Source organism: Actinomadura chokoriensis (assembly GCF_041463665.1).
Classification (GTDB): Bacteria; Actinomycetota; Actinomycetes; order Streptosporangiales; family Streptosporangiaceae; genus Spirillospora; species Spirillospora chokoriensis_A.
Genome location: NZ_JAXCEJ010000044.1, coordinates 1 through 11936, shown reverse-complemented (window position 1 = coordinate 11936; position 11936 = coordinate 1). Strand labels below are relative to the sequence as shown.

The 11936-nt window shown below is 67.3% G+C and carries 9 protein-coding genes and 2 pseudogenes; 3 read left to right on the top strand and 8 right to left on the bottom strand.

Features of this window, described 5'->3' with window-relative positions; genetic code table 11:
* Positions 1-146: 146 nt before the first annotated feature.
* A complete protein-coding gene (locus SM418_RS36910; RefSeq protein ID WP_371946290.1) occupies positions 147-1163 on the top strand; it encodes a 3'-5' exonuclease in 1017 nt (338 codons plus the stop codon).
* Between the two features lie 102 nt (positions 1164-1265).
* Positions 1266-1967 (top strand): annotated as a pseudogene (locus tag SM418_RS36905) (IS256 family transposase); the annotation flags it as partial.
* An 810-nt stretch (positions 1968-2777) separates the two neighbouring features.
* Here SM418_RS36905 and SM418_RS36900 read toward each other — a convergent pair.
* The 4 genes from SM418_RS36900 to SM418_RS36885 are packed head-to-tail and all read right to left on the bottom strand — an operon-like array spanning position 2778 to position 7071.
* Entirely contained in the window at positions 2778-4469 is a 1692-nt protein-coding gene (locus tag SM418_RS36900; protein WP_371946288.1) for a hypothetical protein, read from the bottom strand.
* Positions 4466-5650: a serine/threonine-protein kinase gene (locus SM418_RS36895; protein WP_371946287.1), complete on the bottom strand. Its 1185-nt coding sequence runs from the start codon at positions 5648-5650 to the stop codon at positions 4466-4468. Before SM418_RS36895 ends, SM418_RS36900 begins: the two co-directional genes overlap by 4 nt.
* Positions 5647-6615, bottom strand: coding sequence for a trypsin-like peptidase domain-containing protein (locus SM418_RS36890; RefSeq protein ID WP_371946286.1), 969 nt, complete (start codon positions 6613-6615; stop codon positions 5647-5649). The genes SM418_RS36895 and SM418_RS36890 overlap by 4 nt, the downstream gene beginning before the upstream one ends.
* Before the next feature lie 9 nt (positions 6616-6624).
* A complete protein-coding gene (locus tag SM418_RS36885) occupies positions 6625-7071 on the bottom strand; it encodes a hypothetical protein (RefSeq protein WP_371946285.1) in 447 nt (148 codons plus the stop codon).
* Between the two features lie 699 nt (positions 7072-7770).
* On the opposite strand from SM418_RS36885, the pseudogene SM418_RS36880 reads away from it, so the two are divergent.
* Positions 7771-8046: pseudogene (locus tag SM418_RS36880) on the top strand (transposase); the annotation flags it as partial.
* Between the two features lie 514 nt (positions 8047-8560).
* Here SM418_RS36880 and SM418_RS36875 read toward each other — a convergent pair.
* The 4 genes from SM418_RS36875 to SM418_RS36860 form a co-directional block, all read right to left on the bottom strand.
* Positions 8561-9769, bottom strand: a complete 1209-nt coding sequence (locus tag SM418_RS36875) for a tyrosine-type recombinase/integrase (RefSeq protein WP_371946284.1) — start codon at positions 9767-9769, stop codon at positions 8561-8563.
* A complete protein-coding gene (locus tag SM418_RS36870; protein ID WP_371946283.1) occupies positions 9766-10008 on the bottom strand; it encodes a helix-turn-helix transcriptional regulator in 243 nt (80 codons plus the stop codon). Before SM418_RS36870 ends, SM418_RS36875 begins: the two co-directional genes overlap by 4 nt.
* A 16-nt stretch (positions 10009-10024) precedes the next feature.
* Complete coding sequence (locus SM418_RS36865; protein ID WP_371946282.1) at positions 10025-11173, bottom strand: replication initiator; 1149 nt, start codon at positions 11171-11173, stop codon at positions 10025-10027.
* A gap of 17 nt (positions 11174-11190) precedes the next feature.
* Positions 11191-11936, bottom strand: a 746-nt coding sequence (locus tag SM418_RS36860) for an IS3 family transposase (RefSeq protein ID WP_371946281.1), incomplete at its 5' end; no start/stop codon positions are given.

Here is an 11936-nt window from a genome sequence, read left to right as displayed (position 1 = left end):
CGAATCACCGCACGGTACGCCACAGCATCACTTACCGCGACCAATGCAACACACCTCGTCACGGAGGGCGAGCAGTCATTCGAGCGAAGGCAACCCATGCGTTTGTAGGGCATGCTGACTGCCCGGGTAGTGGATCAGGAGGCGTGATGGGAAGAATTCGAGGGATCCACGAGGAGAATCGTGCGGATGTCCAGCAGTGGGCGAAGGAGGTGCTGGCCGATCCAGACACGGTGATCCTGGATTGCGAGACCAGCACGCACCCCGACGCGAACCCCGAGATCGTAGAGGTCGGCCTAGTCTCCGGGCGGGGGGAGGTCCTGCACCAAGAACTCTTCCACCCTGTCGACCCCATCGCTCCTGACGCGACCGCCGTCCACGGACTCACCGACTCCAACGTTAAGTACGCGCGGGACTTCTGGAACGACGGCGGGTACCAGGACCTGGTCAAGTTGCTGAGAGGCCGGCGCATCATCGCCTTCCAGATCGCGTTCGAGCAGAAGCTGATCAGCGGTGAGGACTGGGCCACCGAGGAAGAGGTTGCCGAACTTACGGCATGGTGGAGCACCTCACGGTGGGAATGCGCTCAGCAGGCATACCAGCGCTGGCTCGGTGTCGACCACCCAACAGCCCAGCCGGGGAGCCTGCACCGGGCGATCCCCGACTGCTATGCGACCCTCAGCCTGCTGCATATGCTGGCCTCGACCGACCCCGGCACGCCACCCACCTTCTCAGGGGCCAACCGCGAGGCGACCACAGTCCAGGTCGACTGGATCCACGATCTGCTGTTCGAGCTCCATGACCGGTACCACACCAAAACGGCGCGGCGCCGCCGTATCACCGAGCTCACCGGGCACCCTGGCGGCAACCTCTCGAAGCTGAGCACGGGCGAGGCCAGCCACGTCATCGACTCCCTTAAAGAAGAGATCATCGCCGCCCGAATCGCCATCCGGTCCGAGCCCATCACCTCAGAGAACAAGACAGCACTCAACGCCCGGCTCTCCGGCATTGGCATCCCACGCGGCCCGGCCCGCTACCGGTTCCTGGAGACAATCCTGGCCGAACTCGGCGTACCCGGCCGCACGATCAATAGCAGCAGCGACCTCACCGAAGGCGAGTTTGGGCCGGTCATGGACCGGCTCCGCGCGGACTCGGGACTGTCCTGAAGATCGTGTGGGTGGGGTGGTGATCCGGAAGGCTGGGGCCGATGCCCCGGCCGGGAAGGATCATCTGTGACCAATCACGACGAGGACGAGCCGCGGGGCGGGCTGGATGTGCAGCTCGCGGCCGAGCTGATCGAGAAGGCGAAGGCCGAGGGGGTGTCGCTGGTCGGGCCGGATGGGTTGCTGGCCGGGATCACCAAGACGGTTCTGCAGGCCGCGCTGGAGGCCGAGATGGCTGAGCATCTGGGCTATGAGCGGGGTGAACGCCCGGCGGGCCCGTCGGGTAATCACCGCAACGGCAGTTCGGCCAAGACGGTGTCGACCGAGGTCGGGCCGGTGCGGATCGAGGTGCCGCGGGACCGGGCGGGCGAGTTCACCCCGCAGATCGTGCCCAAGCACGCCCGCCGGGTCGAGGGGTTCGACGAGGCGATCGTCTCGTTGTACGCCAAAGGTCTGACCACCGGGGAGATCCGCGCGCACCTGGCCGAGATCTACCAGGTCGAGGTGTCCCGCGACCTGATCTCGCGGGTCACCGACAAGGTCGTGGCCGAGATGGAGGCCTGGCGGGCCCGGCCGCTCGACAGCGTCTACCCCGTGGTGCTGATCGACGCGCTGTATGTCAAGATCCGCGAAGGTCAGGTGGCCAACCGTCCGGTCTACGTGGCGGTGGGCATCAACTGCCACGGCGAGCGGGACGTGCTGGGGATGTGGGTGGGGACCGGCGGCGAGGGCGCCAAGCACTGGATGACGGTGCTGGCCGAACTGCGCAACCGCGGCGTGCAGGACGTGTGCATCGCCTGCTGTGACTGTGAGGATCAAGGGGTGCCGTCCCGGGCCGCAGCCTGACCGGTGCTGCGACTGACCGTGGTGTCTTGAGCGCCGATCTGTCGGCTGCTGGTCTGGGACGGTACTTGCCCGCCGCCGGACCGGTCAGAGCGTGTCCCGATAGGGGCCTTCGCGACAGGCACCGTCACAGTCCTGACCGCCCGAACCGGTCCGACGTCGGCCATCCAGCCCGTGATCGAGCCGATCGGAAACCGAATGAGCCCCGCCAGCCTGCCCGATACTGCCTCGTCCTGCGGCCCTGAGGTCGTCCTGGGGGTGGACACCCACCGCGACACCCACAGTGCCGCCGTGGTCAGCGCGCTCGGCGCACTGCTGGACACCCATACCTTCCCAGCCACCGCCGGCGGCTACCGCGCGATGCTCGGCTGGGCCCGCCAGTACGGCCTGGTGAGACGAGCGGGGGGTGGAGGGCGGATTCAACTGATCGTCGCAACACCTGATGTGAGGAGGGTGTTGTGGCGCGGTGAAGTCTCGCCGCAGCAGGTCGGCCGCACGTTCGTGCCCATCCGCGCGCACGGTGGTACGGATCTTGCGTCCGCGACGGGCACCGTGCAGGCCGAGTTCGCGCATCAGGCGCTCAACCGTGCAGCGCGCCACCTGGTGGCCCTCGCGTTACAACTGCCGCCAGACCTTCCTGGCGCCATAGACCCGGTAGTTGTCGGTATAGATGCGGGTGATCTCGGTCTTGAGCCACTCGTCACGGACCGCCCGGGGCGAGGCCGGACGCGACTTTGGCGGCGTGCTAGGTGTATTAAGGCGACGGCGCGGGTGTCAGAGCGCCTGCGGGTGGGCATCGGCGAGTCGCTGGAGGATCGTGTCGATGATCTCCACCTCGTCGGGCTCCAGTCCCTCCTGGAACAGCGCTGGGCCGTGCGTTCCGAAGGCGAGCCGCTCCAGAGCGGCGGCGAGTGGGCAGGACGGATGGCCGCATGCCTGGCGCAGCCCGTCGAGGGCCCGGCGCAGGACGGGGTCCTCGCGGCGGCGGGCCAGGCGGCACATGACGACGGCGTCGACGAGTTCGGTCGAGGTGAGGCCCCCGTAGGAGCGTCCAGGACGCCCGCCGGCGGGCTGGGCCGGGCTCTCATCCAGCATGAACGTGCATCGGTCGTCGGTCAGCCGCCAGAATGCGCATAGGAAGCCGATGTCATTGAGGACCATCACGCCTCCCGTCCTCCGTACCAGGGTGTACTTGCCGTGTCCGGGGTGTTTGCTCCAGGGCCTCAGCACCGCTATGGCCTCCCCGATGAGGTCCTTGTGGGGCACCGTTCTCCAGGGCGCCTCGGCGAACCTTGGCCGCAGTTGTTGGGCGAGGTCTCCTGTCGCGGAACCATCGACGTCGGGCATATAGGCGAGCAGGAAGACCAGTGCGTACACGGCGTAGCCGAGCCAGGGGGTGAATGTCCCTTCGACGGTGACTTTGAGGACCGGCTGCCCGTTCTCCTTGGACGTCACCGTGGCCGTCGTCAGCAGATCGCGGGCGAAGACGATCTCAGTGTCGAAGCCCGGCGGCGTGTCGTTGTAGTTCCAGCCTGCGGGGGTCTCCGTTGAGGGTCTGCCGATGACGGCGGCGATGCGGTCTTTGTCCATACCAGAGGACAGGCCGAAAGCGGGGTGGGGGCGCGGGAGTGCGGTGCTCGAGGGAGATGCCTCCGGCTTCTGGACCAAGACGATCAGGTGGTCGTCATCGACCGCGCCACCGCGAGTGCTGGCGAGGAACCGCTTCGAGCGCTCCCAGGCACCCGATGCCAGAACCCCTTCGCTCTCCAGACTGCAGATGAGGGATCGGGCCAGCTCGTCTCGGGCGGAGGCGTCGCCCATGAGTTGCGGATCGCCGCGGCGGATGTGGATGAGGGGCGCATCGTCGGCGATGAGCGGGAACCAGCTGGTCACGACGGGGAGGACGTCGTCGAGCGTCGGAAGGATAGGCCCGTCCCGGGTGACGATGACGCCCTCGATCCGCTCGGGGTCCACCGGTTCGACGCCACGGCATCCAGTCGGGAGCACGGGGGTGGTCAGTTTGCCGTGGCCGGGGGTGGGACAGTGGCTGAGCGAAACACGCGCGCCGTCGACGTGTGATGTTTCCGCGGGCGGATACCACTCCAGGCAGTCTCTGCATAAGGTGTAACGGCAGTCCTGGCATTGGAGTCCCGCCGGGTTAGTCACTGTGATCTCCCCCGGGATAACGGAGTGGCTTGAGTGCCATTCGGCGTTGCAGGCCGAGCACTCCGTCATGAGGTGAGCCACGAGTGCGCTATTCCGCTGCTGATGCGTCAACGGTTCGGCCGCCTCGAGATTGACCGTGCGGCTTGTCGAGAGGAGGATTCCCGCGAGTTGGGCTGCCACCGACCCGTCGGGCGAAGGGTGCCGTAGATGCCACAGGACCTCGTCCATCGCCGTCCGGCGGCGGCCGGCTTCGACGAGCGTCAGCACCCGTTGGAGGAGGTCTCCGCTCTTTCGGCTCATGTCCACTCCTTGAGCACGTCGGCTTCCGTGCGGCGTCCGGCGGCGTTCAGCGAGTCCAAGGCTGTCTGGCGCGCTCCCAGGAAAAGATCCAGGGGAAGGGGGGCGGCCAACAGCCTGTTCAGATGATTCACCGCCTCGTTGAAACGGCCGAGCCTGAACAGCGCGCGAGACAGGGCCAGTTCTCGGCGCTGCCGGTCGGGCTCGGACAGTGGAGCGGGCGATGTCCGCACCAGGGTCTGCTGGAATCCCGCTTGGACGGTGGCCGCGAGGTCGCTGAAGGACTGAGAGCGCTTTTCCCTGAGTTCCTGCAGGCAACTGGAGAGGATGATGGCGACCGCCTCGCTCGGTGGTGCCACGGGGACCTGCGTCAGATGGCTCTGGCCCCACCAGTACAACTCTACGCACCGCCGCCTTGGTCCCTGTGAGGTGTGGTACTCCAGCAGCTGGGCGCGCTGGCGGATGGGGTCTGGGGCGAGCGGGAAAGGGTAGGGAAGCTTTCCTGTGCAGGCCTCGTAGAGGAGGATGCCGAACGAGTAGATGTCCGCTCGGGTGTCGCACCGCTCTTGTCGCAGCACCTCGGGTGCGGCATACGCCCAAGTCCCGCCATGCGCCGAAGGGAAGCGCCCGTCGCGGATTTCGATTTGCTTGGAGAGGCCGAAATCGGCGACCTTGGCGTTACCGGTGCCGTCGATGAGCACGTTCGACGGCTTCAGGTCGAGGTGGGCCGTCTCGGTACGCTTGGACAGGTGGGCCATGGCGGAGCAGACCTGCTGGAGCATGTCGGCGACTGTCCCGTGGAGCGGGGACGCATGGGTCGCGGTGGGATCGGCGTGGAGCCGCCCGAGGAGGTCGGCCAGCGTCGAGGGGAGGAATTCGAACACGATGCCACGGCGATCACCGACCATAACCTCGTCGAGGGCGCTGACGATGTGAGGGTGCGGTTCGAGACCGAAGAGCATCGCGAGTTCGGCGTCACCGGCGAGCGCCCCGGAGAGGGGGACCTTGATCGCGCGGCGTTCTCCGCGTGCGACGTCGTCTGCCGTCAGTACCCAGGCCTGGCCGCCACGGCGGATCCCCGACACCGACCAGCGGCCGGCGATCGTCTCGCCGATGACCGCCGGGCCGCCCGCGAGCGGTGGCGGAGGGCTGTAGAGACCGTCGGCGGTCGCGTCGTCGTTCACGGCTGCGACTTCTCGTTCGTTGAGGCTGTCGGCCTAGCGTTCGGATCGAACAGATCGGGCGCAGAGAACTCCACCAGAATGGTCCCGCTCGCGACGTGCAGACGGTCCTTGTCCCCTACAATGCAGATGCCGCCCTTGGTGATCTTCGCCTGCCGTGTGGGGCCGTCCAGGGTTGCAGGTTGGGAGCCCAGGTGCTGGTACTGGAGCGTGGTGCCGACCAAGCTCAGATGCCCGTGGAAGCGGCTGTCCCGATCGTCGGGCAGGTAGACGCGGTTGGCCGAGTTCCGGCCCAGCGAGATGGAGAAGTCGTCCGTTTCCAGGATCGGCTCTCTCACGCCGTCCCGCTCCCACGACAGCCGCAGGGTCCCGGTGACGGGCCCGCTGACCGGTGCGGCCAGGCGCAGGCGATCGGGGGCAAGCGCCACGAAATCCGTCATGCGGCTGAGTAGGACGGAGTCGCGGTTCCAGCGGTGAGCGTTTAAGCGGGCGGAGACGACACCGATAACCGAACCCGTGCCGGTGAGGATCACGGGTGCCCCGCTCATGCCGTGCTGGGCGTGTCTGCAACTGACCTTTACCCAGGTGCGGCCGTTTTCCGCTGTCTCGCCCACGTACTGGCCGACCCCGGAGTCGAAGTCGCGGGACTCGGCGAAACCGCGCAGGTGCACCGGGTCCCCGGGAGTGGCGGCCGCATGGGACGCGAGGGTTATCGGTCGCCAGCCCAGGTCGGCCCCGATCTGGTCCGCGCCGACCTGGACGAGGGCCACGTCGGCCTCCGGATCGACCGGCAGCGCTGTGTCAACCTTGAGAGACAGGCCGGGCATCGTGAGCGGCTCGAATGTCCACTCGGTGTTCGGATCGGGCGCAAGGACGTGCGCTGCGGTAGCGGCCAAACCGTCTGCGGTGACGATGAACGCGGTCCCGGCGGCGACACCATCGTGCAGCAGCCTCCCGATCCCTTCCACGGCGAAGCCCTATTCGGGGAAGAGCCGGTCGGCCAGCGCCACTAGGGCGTCTCGGCCCGGTCTGCCATCGGTGGAGAGCCGTTCGGTCTTCCCTTCTTCGCCCGCTCCGCGAGAGGCCCTGACCGCCGCGGCCAGCACGCGCCCGTTGAGGGCGGCCTCCTGATGGGTCTCCGCGCGGGCCTCGGCGGCGTCGGCCCGCGTCTGTAGATCGTCGATCCGCTGCCGCTGCACAGCCGTGCCGAACAGCGCGCCGACCGCCGCGAACGCGACGGCCTCGACCGACCCAAGCACTACGAGCAGGCGCGACCAGGTGACCTCGCTCGCCGACGTGTCGACGGCCAGCCAGAGGAGCAGCCCGAGCCACACCACGATGATCGCGATAGCGACACCGAGCGCGGGCCTGGTAAGTGATGGAGCCGAGCTTGATGCGCCGTCCTCGGCACCGGTATCGGACACGCGGCCTCCTTCCCCGAACTCTCAATTCTGACAGATAGACGCCGATGTCTGTAGTGCTTTCGGGAAATTTGAAGACAGCTCTCGCACTAAATAGCCAGATCATCGTTGGATGTAACTGGATAGGTAGTTGAGATCGCGCTGGTCAGGCGGTTCGCGTCCATTCACGGGTCTTCATGAACTGGGTGATTGCGTCCGGTTGATGATGGTGTTCCCATGTTGATCTTGCTGGGGGATCGGTCAGGATCACGTGCCGTCCTCGCCGTCCTCGTTTGAGGAGCTGTCCGCGCTGTTGGGGGTGCTGGCAGCCAAGGTTGAAGTGCTCACGGCGCGGGTGGCCGGGTTGGGGCCGAAAACGCAGGTTTGAGAGCCGAGGACGCCGAGCTCAAGCACCGGCTGGGGTTGAGTTCGAGAGAACTCCGGGACGCCGACGTCCAAGAGTGTGTCCAGGCCGCTGCGGAGGGCAGGGCGCGGCAGCGGTCGCAGCGGGTCCGGTCCAAGGACCGCAAGTCCGGCGGGCAGGTGGGACGCGAGGGCGCCGGGCTGGAACCGGCCCGCGGGGATGGTATCGACAACACCGAGCAGGCCGAGCCATCGGCCGAGTGCTCGGCATGTCGGGCCGGTCGGCCAGCGCCGATGATGCGGAGGGGGACGGCTGGCCACAGATCTGGGACATCTTAGCTGCGTCCACGGAGGTGGTGTATGAGTTTGACCTGGTCAGAGTGGCTGGCCGAGCAGATGGGGCGTGTGAGCCCGATACGTTGCGGTCGATGGTCAAGACGATGGCCGAGGCGTTGATGAGCGCGGAGGCCGATGCAGTGTGGTGCGAGTTACGGGCAGCGCTCGGACGAGCGGGTCAACCGCCGCAACGGCTACCAGTCCCGGGATTGGGACACCCGCGTCGGCACGGTGGAATTGGCGATCCCGAAGCTGCGGTCGGGGCCGTACTTCCCTGGGCAGCTGCTGAAGCGGCGCCGGGGTCCTGATCTGTGGAGTCTTGTCCACCCACAAGTCTGGTGGGCGTGCAGGATGGGGCATGCGGATGTTCCAGGAGCACGTTGGGCTGGTCGTCGCCCCCTCGGCGACCGTCGGCGTCCGGCCGTCCTTGAAGTGGCACCCAGCCCTGTGCGGCAGAGAGACCCCATCGACACACCGGCGACAAGCCGCCCTCCATCGAGCCGAAGGGCTGGCATAATGATCTTGTTGCAGTGACACACCACCCGAACTAAAGAGGAGCCGCGGGGAGCCAATTGGGGAGCCACCGTGGTCAGACTCCTCCGGACCGCCCGCGACTTCCCCAGGATGTTTTCGCAGGTGAGCGGCTCCCCGATCGACTTCCATCGACCTTGATCGACTGATCTTCTGTGCCTGGGGGTCAAGGGGTCGTGGGTTCAAATCCCGCCGTCCCGACAGAACAAGAAGCCCTGTCGACCATGGAGTTCACCGTGGTCAGCAGGGCTTTTATGTTTCCGATCAGCTCCGCCAGGACGAGCTAGACGACCCGGAGCCGGGGACCATCCGGGGACCCACGGTTAGCCAGATGCAGGCTCAGAGCCTCTCCGGCCGCGTTGATCGAAGCGGCATCGGGATGCAGGTAGCGCTGTGTCGTACTGAGCGATCCGTGCCCGGCGATCTTCCGGAGCACATGCACCGGGACGCCCGCATCAGCCAGCCACGTCAGGCCGGTATGGCGCAGGTCGTGACGCCGGAGATACTCGTATCCGAGCCGGGTCACCACCTCGTCCCAGTGCGTTGCGTCCCGCAGTACCGCCGTGGTGATGCGGCCGCCCCGAGGGCCGATAAACAACCGAGCGGCAGGCTTGCCGGTTAGAGCGTCCAGGCGCCGGGCGACCATGGGCCGGATTTCCTCGATCAGCGGCACCGGCCGGGCCCTCTTGCCCTTGGTTCCCTTGTCGACCAGGCCGCCGGGGCCGGGGGTGGTCTGCCGGCGAACCGTCCAGGTCCAGGTGTCCCGATCGATGTCGCTGACGCGCACTCCGGAGACTTCCCCGATGCGAGCAGCCGTGCAGGCGGCGAAGATGACGACCTCTCCCCATCCTTCGTAGTGATCGGAGGACCGCTCGACGAGGGCGGCGGCCAGCTCGACGAGCGCGGCCCAAGTGGGAAGCGCGAGCGCGCGAGGGTCGTCAAGCTCGTCTTCGGCCCGCTTGTACTGCTGTTGCCAGCCGGTCACGCGCGCGGGGTTGTGGGTGATGATGCCGTCCCGTACGGCCTGTTCCATGACCCGCACGAGGATGGCGAGGCTGTTCTTGACGGTTGACCGCCCGCATTCGTCGGAGATCCAGGCGTGAACCGTCCGGTCGACAGCACCATTGGTGATCATGCGCACGGGCAGATGCCCCAGCGACGGGACCACTCGGCGACGCCAGCCCGCCAAGTACGGATCAAGCGTCTTGCTCTCCAGGCCCCGCGTTGCCAGCGTCATCACGCTCTGGCCGTACTCGGCGAGGGTCATCGTGAACGTGGCCGGGTCGATTCCCGCCCGCGCGCCTTTCTGGATCTCCTCGATCCAGGCTTGCGCCTGTTGCTCTGTCTCCACCGACTCAGACACCGAGCGTCGACGCCGTGTCGAAGGGTCGACCCAGCGCACCCGCGCGCGGTACGGATGGGGCCGCCCAGCCCGGTATTCGATATCGGCGGACAGCGAGACGCCGACCGGGATCTGTTCGCGTTGACTCACCGGCTCTGCTCCTGAGGGTCGATCCGGCGGCTCAGCAGCCAGCGTTGCACGTCCATGGCGTTGTACCGGGTGACCGCGCCCGACAGCCGGACGAACGGAGGCCCCTGGATGGGGTCGGCAGTACGCCAGCGCCGCAGCGTCGAGGGGTCAACTCCGATGATCTCGGCGAGTTCCTCAGTGGTGCACCAGCCGCCAAGCAGCAGCCCGGCGGCATCCTGACGTTCGAGAATCTCTGTCATCACGTTCCTTCCAGGGTCATGCGGCTCGTTCGGAGAAGTCGGCGAGGTGAAACTCATGGACGAGGTCTTCACGTCCGGCTTGGTGTCGTCGGCGGGCTTGGTCGGCGGCGGTGTTGGCTAGGAGCGCGTCTCCGGTGGTCTTCCAGCCCGACCCGACGTAGGACAGGCGGGCGAGGACGGTCGTGGTTTCAGCGTCAAGGTCGCCTTGACGCTGAAACCGTTCGTCGGAGTGCTCGGGCCCTTGGGGTTGGGTGCGGCGGTACAGGACGCGTGCGGCGCGCAGAGCGGCGAAGGTGACCGAGTAGTGGCGGGCTTTGGTGAGGAAGTGGCCGCCGAAGCCGAGCATGTGCGCCCAACGCCGCAGGGATTCGAAGCCGGGATGTTCCCCGAGGGCCCACGCGGCCCAGACGAGCCGCTCGGTGTGGGTGCCGGCCGGGTCGGCATACAGCCGAACGTTGGCGTCGTGGAGGCGGCGGGAGGTGTGTCCAGTGACCTCGGTGCCCTTGGTGGCGTATTTGGCGAGGTAACCGGCCACCATGGCGTCACTGACGGACTCGCCGCCCACGCTGATGATACGAACGTCGACCTGGTCGCCCCAGGCGATCGGCCATCCGCCGGGCCGGGCCGGGTGCGGGTCAGTGGTGCAGGTGATGTGCGCGGCAGCATGCTGAACGGCGTCGTCCAGGTCGGCGGCGGTGATCCCGGCGGGCGGAGGGATGACGGCCGCCGGGTCATCGGGATCAACGCCGTCCAGGCGCAGCAGAGCGTGAAAGTGGATCGAGCCGCGGGCTTGGAACTCGGCGACCTTGCCGTGAGACACCCGCACCTTGGCCAGACCACGCGAGCGGGCCAGCTGGTTGAGACGCCGGGTGACGGCCTGCTTGGTACGTCGCCACAGCTCGCCCGCGGAGTTGTTCCAGACCACGTGGTGGTCATGGTCGTAGCAGTCGGGGCACAGCGGTTGCCCGATCTCGTCGTCGCCGGGCTCATGGCGGGCGAAGCAGGCGATCAGGCGTCCGTGCGGGCAGTGGTCGAGGGTGCGGCGGGCGTGGCAGGGATCGGGGCGGCAACTGCACCGCGCCGGGTTGGTGCAGGTGTGGTGGCGGACGTGCCGGGTGTGGACGGGCCCGAAGGACGGTGCGGTGAAGGTGGGGGCTTCCCCCAAAGTGTGGACACCGGCTGTTATGCGGCTTGAGTCACCTTAATGAACTGTTGTTCGTAGTCGATCGGGCTGGTCTGACCGAGGGCCGAGTGCCTGCGGGTGGTGTTGTACCGCGTGACCCACCGAAACACCGCCAGCCGGGCCTCTCGCGGCCCGTTCCAGCGCTTGCGGCCCTGCAACGTCTCTCGTTTCAGGGTGGCGTTGAACGCCTCGGCCGCCGCGTTGTCGGCGCTGGTGCCCACCGCACCCATCGACTGGACCACCCCGAGCCGGGCGCACGCGGCCGCGAAGTCGGCCGAGCCGTATTGCCCGCCGTGATCGGAGTGGAAGGTCGCCCCGTCCAGGCGCCCACCCCGGGTGCGGGCCGCCGCCTCCAGGGCGTCGATGACCAGCTCGGTGCGCATGTGGTCGGCGATCGACCAGCCCGCCAGGCGACGAGAGCACAGATCGATCACCGTCGCCAGGTAGAGGAACTTCCCATCGCCGACCGGTAGGTAGGTGATGTCGCCGACGTAGCGCCGGTTCGGCACTGCGGCGGTGAAGTCCCGCTTGATCAGGTCAGGGATCTTTTGATGCGACGGCTCAGGCACGGTGGTGCGGACCTTCTTGCGCAGGTGTACGCCAACGATCCCGAACGCGCGCATCACTCGTTCGACACGCTTGTGGTTCACCCGACGGCCCGTATCGCGCAGCTCGGCGGTGACCCGCGGTGACCCGTAGGTCCCGTCCTGGCCGGCGTGGATCCGCCGGATCTCTTCCGCCAGTG

Coding starts and splice junctions, on each gene's coding strand:
- SM418_RS36910 (WP_371946290.1), top strand. CDS start 147: ATGGGAAGAATTCGAGGGATCCACGAGGAGAATCGTGCGGATGTCCAG.
- SM418_RS36900 (WP_371946288.1), bottom strand. CDS start 4,469: ATGAGCCGAAAGAGCGGAGACCTCCTCCAACGGGTGCTGACGCTCGTC.
- SM418_RS36870 (WP_371946283.1), bottom strand. CDS start 10,008: ATGACAGAGATTCTCGAACGTCAGGATGCCGCCGGGCTGCTGCTTGGC.